Here is a 17,661-nt window from a genome sequence, read left to right on the forward strand (position 1 = left end):
TGGCATGCCGGCAGGCCGGCCAGGGAGGTATCGGGGGACGCCTTGGTTCAGGAGCCGTACTTCTTCCTCAGCTATGCGCGGAAGGACAGCCCCGACGAGTTCGTCAAGCGCTTCTACGACGATCTCGTGCGGGAGCTCCGGCGGATCGGCGCCGACCCGGCGGCGCAACCGCCGTTCCGGGACGTCGAAGGGCTCGGACTGGGCGCGGACTGGGCGCGGGTGCTGGGCGCCGCGGTCGGGCACTGCCGTGCCTTCGTCGCGCTGTACTCCCCGGCGTATCTGATCAGCGTGTACTGCGGCAAGGAGTGGACGGCCTTCCGGGAGCGGTTGCAGGAGTACCGCCGGGAGACCGAGATCGACGTGCCCGCGCTGGTCCCGGTGCTGTGGGCGCCCATGGAGGGGGAGCTGCCGGAGGAGATCGCCCGCTTCCAGTACCACGAGGGCGGCATGGGCGAGGAGTACTCCACGCAGGGCCTGATGCAGATCCTGCGCACCGACCCGACGGGCCCGACCTACCGCAGGGTCGTCGAGAAGGTCGCAGCCCGGGTGCGGGTCGCGGCCGACCGGTTCCGGCTGCCGTTCACGCCCGACCTCGACCTCGGCGAGGTGCAGGGGCTGTTCCCGGTGGCCGAGCACCAGCGGCCCGCCGAACCGGGTACCGGGCACGTCCAGGTCTTCGTGGCCGCAGGGGTGGCCGACGCGCTGCCGGACGGGCGGCACCGCCCGGAGTACTACGGGCGCTCGCCGCGGGAGTGGACGCCGTACCACCCGCCCAAGCACCCCACGGTCGCTGTCCGGGCGCAGAAGGTGATCGGTGACGAGGGCTACACCAGCAACATAGAGGTCGTCGACGCCGAGCTGAGCAGCCGCCTCGACGAGACGATGGTGAACAACCAGACCAGCATCCTGCTCGTCGACCCCTGGGCCGTGCGCACCCGGACCTACCGGGACGCGCTCGCCGACTACGACAGCCAGAACCGCCCGGCCACCGGCGTTCTCGTGCCCTGTCATGACTCCGACGAGGAGTCCGTCGGCGATGCGATCTGGCAGGACCTCAGCAGGGTGCTGTGGCGCAACTGGCGTCGGCAGAACGACCCGCACGATCCGCTCTTCCGGGTCCGGGTGACCGCGGACGAGTTCGAGGACCGGCTCGCCGTGATGCTGACCGTGGCGCAGAACCGACTGATGGAGATGGAGAGCACCACCCCGTACCGGCTTCCCACGGGCCCGACCCCGCCCCCGCTGAGCGAACTGACCATCCCGGGCCCGGCCGACCCTCCGGACACCACCGCCGACCCGCCCCTGTCGTTCCCGTTCCTCGGTACCACCCTCACCCCCCGCTGGGACGCCCCTTCGCCCCCGCACGACCCGTCCGGGCACGTCGACGGAGAGAGGGCCGGCTTCAGGGAGCCCGGCGGCCCACCCTTCGCGAAGGACACAGACGATGACCAGTAGCCCCACCGGACCGGGCAAGATCGTCACGTTCTACTCGTACAAGGGCGGCACCGGGCGCACCATGGCGCTCGCCAACGTCGGCTGGATCCTCGCCAGCGGCGGCCACCGGGTCCTGCTGGTCGACTGGGACCTGGAGGCCCCCGGCCTGCACCGCTATCTGCACCCGCTGCTGGTCGATCCCGAACTGCGCTCGTCCCCCGGCCTGATCAACATGGTGCAGGCCTATGTGCGCACGGTGCTGAGCCCCGAGGCACCCCCGGTCCGGGAGACCGCCGGCGCCCCGCAGACCCGTCCGGCGGCGACCGCGGGGGCCGAGGCCGACGGCTGGTTACAGGCTGCCGCGGACCTGGCGCCGTACACCGTCGGACTGCTGCTGGAACTGCCCTCCGGAGGCCGGCTGGACTTCCTGCCCGCCGGTCGCCAGTCGGCCGCCTACTCCGCGGCCGTCACCAGCTTCAACTGGCACAGCTTCTACGACCGGCACGGCGGCGGCCACTTCCTCCAGGCGCTGCGCGAGGAGATGATCTCCGCCTATGACTACGTCCTGATCGACAGCCGGACGGGCGTGAGCGACACCTCCGGCATCTGCACCATCGTCCTGCCGGACATCCTCGTCGACTGCTTCACCATGAGCGTGCAGAGCATCAGCGGCGGTGTGGACGCGGCGGCCGCCGTACTGCGCTCCGCGCCCCGCCCCATCAAGGTGCTGCCGGTCCCCATGCGCGTCGAGGAGGCCGAGACCGAACGGCTGGAAGCCGGACGGGACTTCTCACGCGCCGAGTTCGCGCCCTACCTGGCCTGGCTGCCGGAAGCGGACCACAGCCGCTACTGGGGCGAGATCGAGATCCCGTACAAGGCCTTCTACGCCTACGAGGAGATCCCCGCCACGGTCGCCGACCGGCCGCACCAGGAGCGTTCGCTGCTCACCGCGTTCGAGCGGCTCACCGAGTGGATCTCGGACGGCCGGGTGCGCCGGCTCGCCCCGCTGCCCGCGGACCGGCGGGCCGAACTGCGCGCCGCCTACCTGCGAGCTCCCCGCGCCCTGCCCGCCCAGATCTACCTCAGCTACGCGCCCATGGGCCGCATATGGGCGGAGTGGGCGGCGGAGGCCCTGGAGGCGGTCGGCTACCAGGTCTCCCTGCACAGCACGATCGCCCCGGAGAGCGGTGTCCTGCCCGAGGTGTCCGGCACCCTGAACGGCCAGGGCAGGGTCCTGGCGCTGCTGTCCTCCGACTACGCCTCGCAGGCACGGGCCGCGACCGTCCGCCTCCAGCTCACCGGGCACGAGACGGTCGGCGGCCCCGGCCTGGTCGCCGTCCGCGTCCAGGAACTCGACCCGGCGGCCGTCGAGCCCTATCTCGACAGCGCGGTGGCGGACCTCAGCCGCTGCGGCCCGACCGAGGCCGTCGACCAGCTTCTCGCCGTCCTCGGGCCGCCCCCGGGCCGCCGTCTCCCGGACGGCACCACCTCGGGCACCTTCTCCGGCCTGCCCGGCTTCCCCGGCTCGATCCCGGCGGCCCAGCGCCTGCCGTCCCGCAACCTGTCCTTCACCGGCCGGGGTCCGCTGCTGGAACGGCTGCGTGATCATTTCACCGCAGGCCCCACCGCCAGCGTGCCCAGCCAGGTGCTGTACGGGCTCGGCGGAATGGGCAAGACCCAGACCGCGCTGGAATACGCGCACCGCTACAAGTCGGCCTACGACGTGGTCTGGTGGATGAACGCCGCCCAGCCCGGCCTGATCCGCTCCGCCCTCGCCGACCTCGCCCCCTACCTCGAACTGGAGGAGGGCGAGGACGTCGGCAGCACCGCCGAGGCCGTGCGGCGCGCCCTCGGGCAGGGACGACCGTTCGACCGCTGGCTCCTGGTGTACGACAACGCCGGCAGCCCCACGGAGCTGGCGGGCCTGCTCCCCGAGGGACCGCCCGGCGGGCACGTCCTGATCACCTCCCGGGACCGGGCCTGGGTCAACAGCGCCGGCCGGGCCGAGGTGGAGGTGTTCACGCGCGCGGAGAGCGTGGAACTGCTGCACAGGTTCAGCCCGTCCCTCTCCGCCGAGGACGCCGAGCAGATCGCCCACGAACTCGGCGACCTGCCCCTCGCGGTGGGGCAGACGGCGACCTGGCTGAGCGAGAGCAACATGCCGGTCGACCGCTACCTCGCCCAGCTGCGCGACCGGCCCGCCGACATCCTCGACCACACCCAGCTGCCGCCCCGGGAGTACCCCAACTCCGCGGCCCGCACCTGGCAGATCTCGGTGGACGACCTGCGCCGGCGCGACCGGGCCGCGGCCGAGATGCTGGAGATCTGCTCCTTCTTCGGCCCCGACCCGATCCCCATGCGGCTGCTCTACGGCCGGGCCGTCACCCGGGCCCTGACCATGGACGCCGACGAACCCCGCGACGAGATGGCCATCGCCCAGCTGCTGCGCCTGCTCAACCGCTACGGGCTGGCCCGCAGCGACCAGGGCAGTGAGACCCTCAGCGTGCACCGGCTGGTCCAGGCCGTCATCCGGGACGGGGTCGGCGGAGCGCGCTGGGCGGAACTGCGCGGCGTGGTGCACGCGGCCCTGGCGGACGCCAACCCGGGCAACCCGGAGTCCACCGCCGACTGGGACGAGTACGACGAACTCCTGCCCCACCTGGAGCCGTCCCGTGCGGCCGCCGACCCCAACCCCGAGGTGCGCAAGCTGATCATCGACTCGGTGCGCTACCTGTGGAAACGCAGCCTCTACAGCACGGCTCACGGTCTCGCCGAACGCACCCTGGAACGCTGGGGCCGGCCCGACTTCCCGGGCGGCGGCCTCGACGACACGCACACCCTGCTGCTGCGCACCCAGCTCGGCAACGTGCTGCGCTCCCTGGGGCGGCTGAAGGAGGCCCACGAGGTCGACCTCGAAGTACTGGAAAAGTTCACCGCCGCCCGGGGAGCGGAGTATCCGGCCACCCTGGCCGCGGCCGGCAACGTCGCCGCCGACCTGCGGGCCCTCGGCCGCTACCAGGAGGCCCGCGAACTCGACCGCGGCACCTACGACGTCGCGCTCCGCGAGTTCGGCGAGGACCATCAACGGACCCTGATGTACGCCAACAACCTCGGCATGTCCGAGTACCTGGCGGGCGACCGCCGGGCCGCCCTGAACCTGCACCGCACGGCCTACGAACGGCAGCGCCAGAACCAGGGCAGCATGAAGCCGCGCACCCTGAACCTGGCCAACAACTACGCCCGCGACCTGCGCGAGACCGGGGAGCTCCAGCAGGCGCTGACCCTGCTGGAGACGACCACCCGCCTCTACCAACAGCTGCTCGGCGACGGACACAGCGACACCCTGCGGGCCCGTAAGAACCTCGCCGTGGCGCTGCGCCGGGACGGCCGTTACGCCGAGGCCCGCGACATCGACCAGGACATCTACAACCGCTACCTCCAGGCCCACGGCGCCGACCACTACGACACGCTCGCCGTCGCGTGCAGCCTCGCCAGCGACCTCGCCGCGCTCGGCGACACCGCGCACGCGCTGGAGGACTACGCCCAGCGGGCCCTCGGCCGCTACAAGGACTACCTCGGCGCGGAACACCCGGTCACCCTGGTCTGCGCCAACAACATGTCCGTGTACCTGAGGCTGCTGGGCCGCACCGGCGAGTCCCTGGCGCTCTCGGAGCGCACGATGGAACACCTGCGTACGGCCCTCGGCGAGACCCATCCCTACACCTACAGCTGCATGCTCAACCACGCCAACGACCTGGTCGCGGTCGGCCGGGTCCAGGAGGCCGCCGACATCGAGGCCAGGGCGCGCCGGGGGCTGCTGGCCGCCCTCGGACCCGACCACTACGACGTCATCGGCAGCGGCTCCAACCTGTCGCTGAGCCTGCGCGCCCTGGGGCGCGAGGGGGAGGCCGACGCCCTGCGCGAGGACGCCCTGGCACGCGCCAAACGCACCCTGGGAGACGACCACCCGACGACCCTGTCGATCGCCCGCGGTGTCCGGCTGGACTCCGACATCGAGCCGCCGACCACGTGAGACACCGGGGCGGCGCAGGAGCCTCCCGTTACCCACGAGCACCGAAGCTGACGGGTTGTAGGATGCCGCCACCCGCCATACCCCGTTCCCGTGTCGACCCGGCCGTCGGCGGGAGCGGCCCCGGTGCGCTCCAGCGAGGCTGGTCCATGGTTCCCTTCCGGCAGTTCCTGCTGAAGATCCACAGCCGCTGCAATCTCGCATGCGACTACTGCTACGTCTACGAGTCGGTGGACCAGAGCTGGCGCGACCGCCCCCGGACCATGGCCCCCGGCGTCGTGCGCCGCGCGGCCGCGCTCATCGCCGAGCACGCCCGGGAGCATGCCCTGAGCGAGGTCCAGGTCGTGCTGCACGGCGGCGAACCGCTGCTGGTGGGGGCCGAGCGGCTGGACGCCGTGCTGCGCGAGCTCGCCGGCGCCCTCGACGGAGTGGCGGAGCTGCGGCTCAACCTCCAGACCAACGGCCTGCGGCTCGTCGAGGACCCGGCACTGCTGCCGGTCCTGGCCCGGCACGGGGTGCGCGTCGGGGTGAGCCTCGACGGCACCCCCGCCACGCACGACCGGCACCGCCGGCGCCCGGGCGGCAGCGGCAGCCACGCCGATGTCGCCCGGGCACTGCGCCTCCTGGACGGCCCCCACCGCGACCTGTACGCCGGCGTGCTGTGCACCATCGACCTGGACGCAGACCCGGTGGAGACCTACGAGGCGCTGCTGGAGTTCTCGCCGCCGCGACTGGACCTGCTGCTGCCGCACGCCACCTGGCAGACCCCGCCGCCCGGTCTCCGTGGCCGCGCCTCCGTGCCCCGGACGGCGCCCGGGGCACACCCCGCCGAACCGGTGCCGTACGCGCGATGGCTGTGCGCGGTCTTCGACCGCTGGTACGACGCACCGCGCCGGGAGACCGGCATCCGGCTCTTCGAGGAGATCCTGGTGCTGCTGCTCGGCGGCACCGCCCGCAGCGAGGCCGTCGGACTGACCCCGGTCGACCTCGTGGTCGTCGAGACCGACGGCACCATCGAGCAGGCCGACTCACTCAAGGTGACCTATCCCGGAGCCCCCACGACCGGGCTGGACGTCCACCGCCACACCTTCGCCGACGCCGCCCGCCACGAGGCGTTCCGGGCCCGCCAGCGCGGCCGGGCCGGGCTCGGCCCCGTCTGCGCGGCCTGCCCCCGCGCGGCGGTCTGTGGCGGTGGCCTGTACGCCCACCGCTACCACCCCGGGGCCACGCCGACCCCCTTCGCGGCCCCGTCCGTGTACTGCCCGGATCTCGCCGTCCTCGTCGACCACATCGCCGCCCGCCTGCGCCGGGACGTCACGGCCCTGCGCACGGCCGCGCAGCCGGTACCGCGATGACGCCTGCGCCCCGCGGCCGCCCCGATCCGTGAGGAGCAAAGCCCCCGTGTCCACCCTGTCTCCCGACACCCTCCCCGTCCACACCGTCGCCCGAGCCACCTTCGACGCCGTCGCCCGCGCCCGGGGCGGCGCCGCCGCCGTGGCGGAGCTGCGGCGGGGCCAGCTCAGCAAACGCATGCTGCTGGCCGTGGCCGTACGCCGGTCGCTGCCCGACGACACCGATTTCGACGCGTCCTGCCGGCGGCTGGACCGGATGCGCCGAGAGGACCCGGACCGCTGGCACGAGACGATCCTCCACCCCTATCTGGACGCGGGACTGGCCGGCGCCCTGGCCGAGCAGGATCGTGGCGGCCGCCCCGACCTCGCCTGGTTCGACGAACTGGTCCGCGGCGGACCGGCCGCGCTGTCCGGGCCGCGACTGCTGACCACCGAGTGCGACGGCGTCGTCCTGCGGCTGCGGCTGGCCGACCGCGGCCCCTTCCGCACCGTGCACGGCCAACAGCCGGCCGGCGTGCAGACCGCCGACGAGGTGGGCCACTGGCAGTGGCTGCTGGACGGCGCCTGGCAGGTCCTGGTCCGCCGCCACCCCTGGCACGCCGAGGCCGTCGCCGCCTGTCTGTCCACCCTGGTGCCGCTCCGTCCCGCGCCCGGGGGCACCTCGGTCAGCTCCGCGGCCCGCCGGGCCTACGGCGCCGTCGCCCTCTCCCCGCCCGGCGACCCGGTGCTGCTCGCGCTCACCCTGGTCCACGAGTTCCTGCACGTCCAGCTCGGCGCCCTGCTCGACCTGGTCCCGCTGCACGGCCCGGCGTCGCAGGCCCGCTACCGAGCGCCTTGGCGCCCCGACCTGCGTCCCCTGGACGCATTCCTCCAGGGCACCTACGCCCACCTGGGCGTGTGCGACTTCTGGGGCACCGAGAGCGCCACCGCACGGCCCGATCCCCGGGCCGAGCAGGAGCACGCCACCTGGCACGGATACACCTGCGAGGCCGTCGACACGCTCCTCGGCAGCGGCGAACTCCTTCCGGCCGGACGCCGCTTCACCGAGGAGATGCGCCGGGCTCTCGCTCCGTCGGGAGGCGACCAGGGGCAACCATGAGCGCCCCGGGCCTGTCTGAACGGGGGGAGCCGGCGTGGTGCGCGCGGGCGGTGAGGAGCTCCGGGGTGACTTCGGCACGAGTCTGGGGACCTGGTGTCGGGGCGGTGGCAGTGCTGGTGGCGACGGGGGCGTGGGCCCGCTGGTCCTCGGACACCGACCCCCGGCTGTGGAACCAGGTGCGGCCGGCCATCGAGGCGCGGCTCGTGGAGCAGTCGCGCGGCGCCGGGTACGGGGAGAGCGAGGCCGGGCTCCGGGCGCGGTGGTTCTGCCGGGCGGAGGCGGTGGACCTCGACGAGCGGGACGGACTCGTGCGGGCCGGTGTCAGCACGCTGTGTCTGGAGTACGGGGTGCGGGCGGGGCGCCTGGTGGAGTGCAGCGGGGCCGAGGTGCCGCAGGTGCTGCGGCTGCGACGGGAGGCCGACGGCGACTACGTGGTCGTGTCGCAGGAGGCGCCGCCGGACGGCGCGGGCAACGCGGAGTGGCTGACCGCCCACTTCGGCTCCATCACCTCCGTCGGCCTCGACACCGGCGTGTCCTCCACCCCGCTGGAATCCGCGGCCCGGTCCCACTTCGGCCTGCCTGCGAACTCCCCGGTCAGCGAGTGCTGAGGGGGTCCTATTCCCCGGCGAGCTCCGCCACCCCGGTCACCCGGTGCAGCGGATACGTGCGGACCTCGTCCGCCGTGTGGTCGTAGGCCGTCACGAAGCCGCCCTCGACGCGGACGGGGGCGATGACGCGCTGGCTGGCGGCGCCCTCGGCGTTCACGTAGCCGATCCAGAGGGACTCGCCGGTGAGGACGGCGGCCTGCATGGTGGCGAGGGTCTCGGCGGAGCTGGTGCGGGGGAGTTCGCCGGTGGCGGGCTGTGGCTGGTCGGTTTGTCTGCGGGGGGTCGTCGCGGCCAGGTCGCCGGCCCGGATGGCCCGGATCGCGGCCGACAGGAGCGTCGCGTCGGGGACCGGGGGGCCGTCCGGGACCGGTTCGGGGGCGGTGCGCGGCGGGGTGCGGTGAGCGTGGGCGCGGGTGATCAGGACGTCGCCCTCCGCGGACTCGGCGGCCGGGGCGAAGCCCATCGCGCGCAGGCCGTCGAGGAGCGAGGCCGGGTCCGCCTGGGCGGCCAGGACCGTGGGGGCGAGGCGGCGCAGGCGCAGGCCGGCGGCGCGCTTGTCGGCGAGGATCTCGTTGAGCAGGGCGTCGTCGTCGCAGCGGACGTACGCGGAGGCGGCGCCGACCCTGAGGTGGCCGTGCCGTCGGGCCACGTCGTCGATCAGATACGTCAGCGGCTGCGGCACCGGTGTCCGGGAGTGCGCGGCGAGGAAGGCGTGCAGGTCCGAAGCGGCCTGGCCGGCGTCCAGGGCACGGCGTACCGAGCCGGGGGTGAAGCGGTAGACCGTCGCCCCGCCCTTCGACTCCACGTCGGCCAGGACGTCCAGCACCTCGGCCAGCGAGCGCTGCAGGGGCCCCGGGGCAACCGCCGTCAGGTCGGCCTGGAGCAGGACGTGGTCGAGGGGCTCGGGCAGCAGCGGGGCGAGGATCCGGGCCGCCGCGGCGGAGGCGGTGGCCTGCTCGGTGGGGGACAGCGGCTCGGGGACGGCGGTGGGGCGATGGTGCACGGGAAGCTTGTCCCCAGGGCCCTGCGCCACCGCGTCCGGCCTCTTCGGCGCGGTGGCGCCCAGCAGCGCCCGGCCGTGTCCCGACAGCGCCCCGCGCCCCGTCACCCCCAGCAGTTCCGCCTCCTTCAGCGTCCACTCGGCGAGCCGCGAGCGCAGGTCCTCCTCACGGCGCTGTGGCCGTTCCCAGCGCAGCCGGGCGAGCACCGACTCGGCCGACGGCGCCGCGCCCTCCGGCAGCCCCGCCAGCAGTGTCAGCACCCGGTGTCGTACGTCCGGGGCCGCGCCGCGGTCCAGGCCCGGGCCCAGCGCCGACAGGGTGCGGTCCTTCGCGTCCCGCCCGCCCACCAGCCCCGAGGTCCGGGTGGCCGTCAGCCAGGCCTCCGCCAGCCTGGCCCAGCGCTGGGCGGCCGGCTGCTCCAGCCACTCGTCGTGGGCCGGGGTCGCCGCGTACCGCTCGTCGGCCTCGCCGTCGGAGGCCAGCAGGCCCGCCGCGTAGGCCAGTTCGACCCAGAAGGCGGCGACCGGCTCCGAGACGTCCAGCGCGACCGCCGTGCGCTTGAGGTCGCGCACGCTCAGGCCGCCCGCCCGCAGCACCGCGGGCCCGCCCTCGTCCCAGTCCTTCAGCAGCTCCTCGACGGTCGCGAGCGCGGTGTACGCCTGCCCGGCCGCCGTCGCGTCCACCACCTGTGGACGGTGGGTCGCCGCGGGCTCCACGGCCGGCGGCAGCGGGGCCACCTCCCGGTGCGCCCGGCCGCCACGCAGATGCAGGGCCGCCTCCCGGGGGAGTACGACCGTCCCGGGCGCCGTCGGCACCAGCAGCCCCAGATCAAGCAGGCGGCGCAGATGGACCGCCGGCTCGGCGGTGACCTGGCCGTACGGCGGACCCCACACCAGCCGCGACAGCACCTGGCGCGACTCCTCCGGGAGCCCGGCGAGCAGTGCCGACATCCGCCCCCGGTCGGCGAACAGGGCCGTCAGCGACGCCACCGCGGAAACCGCGTCGTGGGTCGAGCCGAGCCCCGCCGCCGCGACGATGTCCTGGATGCGGCCCGGCGACATCCCCGCCGTGGCCTCCCGCACGGTCGGCCCGAGCCCGGTCGGGGAGGGATGCTGCGGCGAGGGCGCGAGCAGCTCAAGGGCCGTGCGGACCAGGCGGAGCCGGTCGTCGTCGCCCCACACCAGGGCCTGCTCCCGCAGGGTGCCGAGGGCGCGCGGGAGCGCCGCCGAGACGGCCGGGTCGCCGTCGTCGCCGGTCAGCAGGGCGAGCAGTTCGCCGTAGGGCGCCGGGTCCGCCGCCACCGCCAGCGCCTCCGCCGTCTGGAGCGCGAACCGGTCAAGGCGCTCCAGGGCCCGTACCACCGACGCCCGCGTCCCGGCCCGGGTGGCGAGCTGGGTCAGGTCGGTCGGCACGGGGGTGATGAGGTCGGGGCGGGCACGCAGAAGCGCGGCCAGGGAGACGTCGTCCCTGGCCCGGAGCGCTTCCGCGAGGGAGCGCGGCGGTACGGCCGGGTTGCTCATCCGACCAACGGTAGCGGGTGGCGGGTCGGGGCAGGGGCGCCGTACCCCGCGTCCGCGCAACCGTTCCACTCGACGCCGGGGCCCGTCCGATCGGCGGCTGCCTGCGCTAACGTCGTCCCACGGGGTATCCAACGCACCCGCCCCGGAGGGGACTTCGTGGGTATCGAGAGCGACCAGGTCGTCTACGAGTATCTGAGCCGCGTCGGTGATGTCGCGCAGCAGCGGCAGCTGCCGTCGTCCACCCGGATGCGGCTCGTCTCGGAACTGCGCAACGAGATCGACCGGCGGCGCGCCAAGGTCACCGTGGACTCGCCCGCTGCCGTCCGCCGGATCATCGCCAAGCTGGGCAGCCCCGACGAGGTGGTCACCGCCGCCGGCGGCACGGCGGGCAGCGCCCCGCAGGCGCCGGTCGTCGCCATGCCCGTACAGCGGGACCGGGAGACGGAGGAGACCGAGCGGCCCAGGGGCCTGCGCAAGGTCGTGCCCCGGCCGCGCCCCGACACCCCGCCGCAGCCCGCTCCCGCCGACCGCGACACCTCCCACGGGCCCCACCAGGCGGGTCTTGACGAACTCGGCGACAGCGCGGCGCAGCCCGACTGGTGGCGGGTGGACAGCAGTCCCTTCGGCATCGGGGACAGCGTGCCGGGGTTCGTGGGCGGGGTGGAGATCCCGGAGCTGCTGAAGCCTCCGCCGCCCAAGGAGGAGACGAAACCCGAACCCGCGCCCGCCGTGGAGCAGGCGGCGCCCGCGCCGCTGGTGAAGGCCCGGAAGGCCTGGTGGAAGCCGAGGACGGCCGCCAGGGCCAAGGCCGTGGAGCCGGTCGTCGAGGTCGCCTCGGCCCGCCGCCGGTTCTCCGGTCCCGGCGGCTGGAGCAACCCCCTCCTGCTGCTCGCCGCCGCCCTGCTCGTCGCCGGTGCCGTGCTCGGCAACCTGCTCGTCCTGGTCGTCGGCTGGCTCATCGCGTGGGCCTCGCCCCGGCTGACCGACGCCGAGACCAAATGGGCCGTCGTGTTCCTGCCGAGCCTCTCGCTCACCGCGGGGATCGTCTGGCTGTGGGGGCGGAACGAGGGCCGCTGGGGCGAGCCGATCGCCCAGGGCCACATGAGCGACGCGATCGCCGAGACCTGGCCGTGGGTCGTGCGGGGGGCGGCCGTGGCGTCGGCGCTGTTCCTGGTGTGGCGCTCGCAGCGGCGGCGGTAGGGGCGGGAGCCGGGCCAGGGGAATCAGGCCACGGGAAATCGTTGTCCGACGGCCGTACTGCTTGGGCACAATGGCTCATATGGCCTCTGCAAGCATCTCCGCCCCCGGTCCCACCGTCGGCTTCGATCTCGACATGACGCTCATAGACTCCCGCCCCGGCATCCACGCCTGCTGGGTGGAACTGTCCGAGCGGACCGGGACGTACGTCGACGCCGACCTGGTGGTGACGCGGCTCGGGCCGCCGCTGCAGGAGGAGATGGCGTACTGGTTCCCGGCGGACCGGATCCCGGCCATGGCGGACCTCTACCGCGAGATCTACCCGACGTACGCCATCACCGGCACGCTGGCGATGCCCGGCGCCCGCGAGGCCATCGGCGCCGTACAGGCGGCCGGCGGGCGGGCGATCGTCGTGACGGCCAAGTGGGAGCCCAACGCCAAACTGCACATGAGGCACCTGGGCCTGGAGCCCGACGCGGTGATCGGCAACCTGTGGGCCGAGCAGAAGGGCGAGGCCCTGCGCGAGCACGGCGCGAGCGTGTACGTCGGCGACCACACCGGCGATGTGCGCGGGGCGCGGATCGCCGAGGCGTTGTCGGTCGCGGTGCCCACCGGCCCGTGCACCGCCGAGGAACTGACCGAGGCCGGAGCCGATGTGGTCCTCGGCGATCTCACCGAGTTTCCGGGGTGGTTTTCGGACTACCGTCCGGACGGCGTTCCGGCCCGCGCCTGACGCCTTCCGGCCGCGACCGATTGCAGCACTCCCGCACCGGCCACCACGAAGCCGACGGCCATGAGCATGCTCAATCCGAACATGTATGTCGGAAAAGGCGTCGTTCCGAGCAGGAACGGGGCCACGGTGACCAGAGTGGCCACCGCTCCGATGAAGAACACGATGGCTCCGGCACGGATCAGTCGGTCACCGGGAGCGGCGGAATTCGTTTGGGTTTTGTCACGCACCGGACCAGGGTAGTTCCCTGCGCGAAGGAACAACCGGGTGACGTCTTGTCACCGGCCTGAAGACCATTAGCCTTGGTACCGGCGGGTCCCGACGACCCGCCCCAGTGCTATCAAGAGCCGTTTCAGAAGCAGTTTTCCGACGAGTACGAGGACGAGGACAGACGTGCCTACCGGCAAGGTCAAGTGGTTCAACAGTGAGAAGGGCTTCGGCTTTCTCTCCCGCGACGACGGCGGCGACGTCTTCGTCCATTCCTCGGTCCTCCCCGCCGGAGTCGAGACGCTGAAGCCCGGGCAGCGGGTGGAGTTCGGAGTGGTCGCGGGGCAGCGCGGTGATCAGGCTCTTTCGGTGGCCATCCTGGACCCGACCCCCTCGGTCGCGGCGGCGACCCGCAAGAAGCCCGACGAACTGGCCTCCATCGTCCAGGATCTGACGACCCTCCTGGAGAACATCACACCGATGCTGGAGCGCGGCCGCTACCCCGACAAGGCCGCCGGCGGGAAGATCGCAGGTCTCCTCCGAGCGGTCGCCGACCAACTCGACGTGTAGTGAGCGAGATACAGACCGAGGAACCGTCCCCCCAGCTGCTGGAGCACATCCAGCGGCAGCGGCGCCACACGCTGGAACTGCTGACCGTGTGCGCCATCGGACTCGTCCCCTGGACGATCCTGCTGGCCGTCACGCTGCCCAGCGGGTACACGGTCCGCCAGTGGCGCACCACCTGGGTCGGCTTCGACGTCCTGCTTCTTGTCGCGATGGCCGCCACGGCCCTGCTCGGCTGGCGCCGCCACCGGGGGGTCGTGGTGGCGGCCGTGTCGACGGGTGCCCTGCTGCTCTGCGACGCGTGGTTCGACGTGTCGCTGGCCCTGGGCACCCCCGACGTGTGGTGGTCGGTGGCATTGGCGGTGGGTGTGGAACTCCCGCTGGCGGGCTTCCTCATCCACCGGGTCCTGGAAATGTTGAAACTGGCCCAATGGCCGAACATCCCAAAGGGGCGCCTCAGATAAACGACAACGCGTCGGGTCGCAAAGCAGGCACAAGGCATTCCGCGGCCGCGCGGGTCAACAGCCCTCGAATCGCCGCATATCCGTCCTCGCCGAGCTCCGCGGTGAACTCGTTGACGTACAGACCGATGTGCTGATCGGCGACCGCGGGATCCATCTCCTGCGCATGTTCCATGACATAGGGCCGGGACACCTCGGGCTCGTCCCAGGCGGCCCGCACCGACATCCGGATGGACTCGGCGAGCAGCGACAGCCGCTCCGCCCCCAGCGACCGCTTCGCGATGATCGCGCCCAGCGGGATGGGCAGCCCCGTGGTGTTCTCCCAGTGCTCGCCCATGTCGGCGAGCTTGTGCAGCCCGTAGTTCTGGTACGTGAACCGCGCCTCGTGGATGACGAGCCCCGCGTCCACCTTGCCGTCCCGCACGGCCGGCATGATCTCGTGGAACGGCATGACGACGATCTCGCCCACCCCGCCCGGCACCACGTCCGCGGCCCACAGCCGGAACAGCAGATACGCCGTGGACTTCTCGCTGGGCACGGCGACGGTGCGGCCGGCGAGGTCCAGGCCGGCCTCCCGGCTGAGCACCAGCGGTCCGCAGCCCCGCCCCAGCGCGCCCCCGCACGGCAGCAGCGCGTACTCGTCGAGGACGTACGGCAGCACGGCGTACGACACCTTCAGCACATCGAACTCACCGCGCTCCGCCATCCCGTTGGTGACGTCGATGTCGGCGAAGGTCACGTCCAGCGCGGGCGCCCCGGGCACCCGGCCATGGGCGAGGGCGTCGAAGACGAACGTGTCGTTCGGGCAGGGGGAGTACGCGATCTGCAGCGGCTCAGTCGTCATGGTGTTCCCAACTCTCCAGTACGGGCGTCAGCTTCCCGAACCCCTCCGTCAGGGCCGCGAGCGCGTCGCCGATGCGCCAGGCGGCCCGGTCGCGCGGACCGACCGGGTTGGACACGGCACGGATCTCCAGCACGGGCACCCCGTGCGCCCCGGCCGCCTCGGCGACCCCGAAGCCCTCCATGGCCTCGACGAGGGCGGTGGGGTGGCGCTCTCGCAGGGCGCTCGCGCGGGCGGCCGTACCGGTCACCGTGGAGACGGTGAGCACGGCGCCGGCCCGCGCCCCGGTCGCGGCCGCCGCGGCCCGTACGAGTACCTCGGGCGGGCGGTGGGTGACGGCCCCGAACCCCAGCTCGGTCACCGGCACGAACCCGTCGGCGGTCTCCGCCCCGAGGTCGGCCGCGGTGATCTCGTCGGCGACGACGAGGGAGCCGACCGGCGCGTGCGGCAGGAAGCCGCCACCGATCCCGGCGGAGACCACCAGGCCGTAGGGAGCACCCGCCAGCGCGGCCCGGGTGAGCGCGGTGGCGGTGGAGGCGGCGGCGAGGGCGGGCCCGACCCCCACGGCGAGGACGTCGACGCCCGGCACCGGGCCCGGGAACGCACGGGCCACCGCGTCCCGTTCGACGGGGACGGCGGTGGCCACGAGGATGCGCATCGGCTTCGGCGGATCAGTAGTCGGAGTTCTCCAGCTTGAAGTTCCACACGCCCTTGTACGCCTTGCTCTGGCCGGTGGACTGCTTGTCCTGCTCGACGATGCTGATGTACAGCGTCTTCTGCGGGGCCTGGCCCTGCTGCTGGGCGAAGAGGTCGACGCCGTCGAAGGCGTAGTACGACTTCTTGTACACGTAGGTCATCTGCTGGCCGTTGATCCACAGCGCCCAGCCGGTGTCCGCGACCTTCTGGTCGACGCCGACGCGCAGGGTCTCGCTCTGCTTGACCTTGATCGTCTTGACGTCCGACTTCTCCAGGGCGCACTTGGTCGCCTTGGCCTGGCCGAGGTCGTTTCCGTCGTCGTAGCAGACGGCCTCGGAGCTCACCGAGGTCGAACCGACCGTGACGGTGACGCGCGGCGTCGGCTTGTCGCAGGCCGACAGGACGAGCAGTCCGGCGGAAACGAGGCCGGCGGCGGCGACGGCGCGGCGGCGTCGCACATCGGATTGCAGCGTGGTCATGGCGGAAGGCTATCGGGCGGGTACAGCACTCTCTTTATGCGGGGTGCGGCGAGCCCTGTTCGTTACGCCACTCGCGCCGTGGAGGAGCTGCCGCGCCGGGCCGAGCTGAGCAGCCCCCGCGCGGTGGCCAGCCAGCCCGCGGCGACGACCGCGGCGGCCACCGAGAGGCCCAGGTAGCCGTTGAGCGGCATCACGATGCCCACCGCGCCCCCGAACACCCAGGACACCTGGAGCAGCGTCTCGGAGCGGGCGAACGCCGAGGTGCGGACCAGTTCGGGCACGTCCCGCTGGATCAGTGCGTCCAGGGACAGCTTGGACAGGGCCTGCGAGAACCCGGCGACCGCGGCCAGACACGCCACCAGGAACGCCCCGAAGAAGATCGCCGCCGTGATCGCCGCGCCCAGCACGATGGCCACCACCGTGAAGATGATGATCTCCGGCGCCCGCGACCTGAGCCAGGCGCCGACCGCCGTGCCGAGCGCGTTGCCCGCACCCGCCGACACGGCCACCAGGCCCAGCGAGACCGCCGCGCTCTCGCCGGTCAGCGGATGCTCGCGCAGCAGGAAGGCGAGGAAGAAGGTGAGGAAACCGGACAGCCAGCGCAGGGCGGCGTTCGCGCCGAGGGCGTGGGTGACGGCGGTGCCGACCGTGCGCAGTCCGGGCCGCTTGACCGGCTTGAGGTGCGGGCCGTGCAGATGCTCCTCGTCGGCGGCGAGCAGGGCCACGTCCTCGCCCTTGGCCGAGTCGACCTTCGGCGGCAGCGAGAAGGACAGGAACGTCCCGGCGATGAAGATCACGAAGGCGCCGTAGAGCGGCCAGCGCGGTCCGATGGCCTGGAGCCCCGCGCCGACCGGGGCCGCGATCCCGGTGGCCAGCAGTCCGCCGAGGGTGACGCGGGAGTTCGCCTTGACGAGGGAGAAGCGGGGCGGGAGCAGACGGGGCACGACCGCGCTTCTGACGACGCCGTACGCCTTGGAGGCCACCAGTACGCCGAGGGCCGCCGGATACAGCTCCAGGCTGCCCGTGGCGACCGCCCCGGCGATGATCAGCGCCAGCATCGCCCGGGCGAGCATGGCGCCCGCCATGGCGGCGCGACGGCCGTGCGGAAGGCGGTCGAGGAGCGGGCCGATCACCGGCGCGAGGACCGTGAAGGGCGCCATGGTGATCGCGAGGTACAGGGCGACGCGCCCGCGGGCCTCGTCGGTCGGCACCGAGAAGAACACCGTCGAGGCCAGCGCGACGGTGATCATCACATCCCCCGCGCCGTTGACGGCGTGCAGTTCGATCAGCTTTCCGAGGCCGGACTCGCCCGCCCCGTGCGCGTGGGTCGCCCTGCGGATGCCGCGGGCCGTACCGGTGAACGGGAAGTGCAGGGCACGGCCGACAGCGCGCACGGGCCCTGTCATCCGGCCCGTGCCGCCACCGATCCCGGTGGCTCCCTG

At 73.2% G+C, this 17,661-nt stretch carries 15 protein-coding genes; 9 read left to right on the forward strand and 6 right to left on the reverse strand.

Going from position 1 to position 17,661, the window contains the following annotated elements; all coding sequences use genetic code 11:
* Positions 1–42 precede the first annotated feature (42 nt).
* From fsxC to D1369_RS22655, 5 genes are all read left to right on the forward strand, one after another.
* Positions 43–1,455, forward strand: a complete 1,413-nt coding sequence (gene fsxC / locus D1369_RS22635; RefSeq protein ID WP_007382872.1) for an FxsC protein — start codon at positions 43–45, stop codon at positions 1,453–1,455.
* Positions 1,445–5,467 (forward strand): FxSxx-COOH system tetratricopeptide repeat protein, encoded by a 4,023-nt coding sequence (fxsT, locus tag D1369_RS22640; protein WP_007382871.1) that lies wholly within the window; start codon positions 1,445–1,447, stop codon positions 5,465–5,467. Before fsxC ends, fxsT begins: the two co-directional genes overlap by 11 nt.
* 146 nt (positions 5,468–5,613) lie before the next feature.
* Complete coding sequence (locus tag D1369_RS22645) at positions 5,614–6,819, forward strand: FxsB family cyclophane-forming radical SAM/SPASM peptide maturase (protein WP_118082585.1); 1,206 nt, start codon at positions 5,614–5,616, stop codon at positions 6,817–6,819.
* A gap of 46 nt (positions 6,820–6,865) precedes the next feature.
* On the forward strand, positions 6,866–7,915 hold the full coding sequence (locus tag D1369_RS22650; RefSeq protein WP_162951031.1) for an HEXXH motif-containing putative peptide modification protein: 1,050 nt from the start codon (positions 6,866–6,868) through the stop codon (positions 7,913–7,915).
* A 65-nt stretch (positions 7,916–7,980) separates the two neighbouring features.
* Complete coding sequence (locus tag D1369_RS22655) at positions 7,981–8,523, forward strand: hypothetical protein (RefSeq protein WP_037900548.1); 543 nt, start codon at positions 7,981–7,983, stop codon at positions 8,521–8,523.
* 7 nt (positions 8,524–8,530) lie between these two features.
* Here the strand turns inward: D1369_RS22655 and D1369_RS22660 are convergent, their stop codons facing one another.
* Complete coding sequence (locus D1369_RS22660) at positions 8,531–11,044, reverse strand: helicase-associated domain-containing protein (protein ID WP_037900546.1); 2,514 nt, start codon at positions 11,042–11,044, stop codon at positions 8,531–8,533.
* A 156-nt stretch (positions 11,045–11,200) separates the two neighbouring features.
* On the opposite strand from D1369_RS22660, the gene D1369_RS22665 reads away from it, so the two are divergent.
* Positions 11,201–12,244: a hypothetical protein gene (locus D1369_RS22665; protein ID WP_007382866.1), complete on the forward strand. Its 1,044-nt coding sequence runs from the start codon at positions 11,201–11,203 to the stop codon at positions 12,242–12,244.
* Between the two features lie 79 nt (positions 12,245–12,323).
* A complete protein-coding gene (locus D1369_RS22670) occupies positions 12,324–12,974 on the forward strand; it encodes a haloacid dehalogenase-like hydrolase (RefSeq protein ID WP_007382865.1) in 651 nt (216 codons plus the stop codon).
* Here the strand turns inward: D1369_RS22670 and D1369_RS43945 are convergent.
* Positions 12,941–13,201: a hypothetical protein gene (locus D1369_RS43945; RefSeq protein ID WP_007382864.1), complete on the reverse strand. Its 261-nt coding sequence runs from the start codon at positions 13,199–13,201 to the stop codon at positions 12,941–12,943. The two genes, D1369_RS22670 and D1369_RS43945, sit on opposite strands and share 34 nt — an antisense overlap.
* A gap of 163 nt (positions 13,202–13,364) precedes the next feature.
* On the opposite strand from D1369_RS43945, the gene D1369_RS44555 reads away from it, so the two are divergent.
* Together D1369_RS44555 and D1369_RS22685 are read left to right on the forward strand one after the other, a co-directional pair.
* Positions 13,365–13,748, forward strand: a complete 384-nt coding sequence (locus D1369_RS44555; RefSeq protein ID WP_007382863.1) for a cold-shock protein — start codon at positions 13,365–13,367, stop codon at positions 13,746–13,748.
* The gene (locus D1369_RS22685; protein ID WP_007382862.1) at positions 13,748–14,206 is read left to right on the forward strand and encodes a hypothetical protein; all 459 of its coding nucleotides are present in this window, start codon (positions 13,748–13,750) and stop codon (positions 14,204–14,206) included. Before D1369_RS44555 ends, D1369_RS22685 begins: the two co-directional genes overlap by 1 nt.
* Here the strand turns inward: D1369_RS22685 and D1369_RS22690 are convergent.
* The 4 genes from D1369_RS22690 to D1369_RS22705 form a co-directional block, all read right to left on the reverse strand.
* Positions 14,199–15,047 carry a 1,4-dihydroxy-6-naphthoate synthase gene (locus D1369_RS22690; protein WP_007382861.1) on the reverse strand — a complete coding sequence of 283 codons (849 nt, stop codon included), beginning with the start codon at positions 15,045–15,047 and terminating at the stop codon, positions 14,199–14,201. The two genes, D1369_RS22685 and D1369_RS22690, sit on opposite strands and share 8 nt — an antisense overlap.
* On the reverse strand, positions 15,037–15,702 hold the full coding sequence (locus D1369_RS22695) for a futalosine hydrolase (protein ID WP_007382860.1): 666 nt from the start codon (positions 15,700–15,702) through the stop codon (positions 15,037–15,039). Before D1369_RS22695 ends, D1369_RS22690 begins: the two co-directional genes overlap by 11 nt.
* A gap of 13 nt (positions 15,703–15,715) precedes the next feature.
* A complete protein-coding gene (locus tag D1369_RS22700; protein WP_007382859.1) occupies positions 15,716–16,219 on the reverse strand; it encodes a hypothetical protein in 504 nt (167 codons plus the stop codon).
* A gap of 62 nt (positions 16,220–16,281) precedes the next feature.
* Positions 16,282–17,625: an MFS transporter gene (locus tag D1369_RS22705; protein WP_037900544.1), complete on the reverse strand. Its 1,344-nt coding sequence runs from the start codon at positions 17,623–17,625 to the stop codon at positions 16,282–16,284.
* Positions 17,626–17,661 lie beyond the last annotated feature (36 nt).

Source organism: Streptomyces sp. CC0208 (genome assembly GCF_003443735.1).
GTDB lineage: Bacteria > Actinomycetota > Actinomycetes > Streptomycetales > Streptomycetaceae > Streptomyces > Streptomyces sviceus.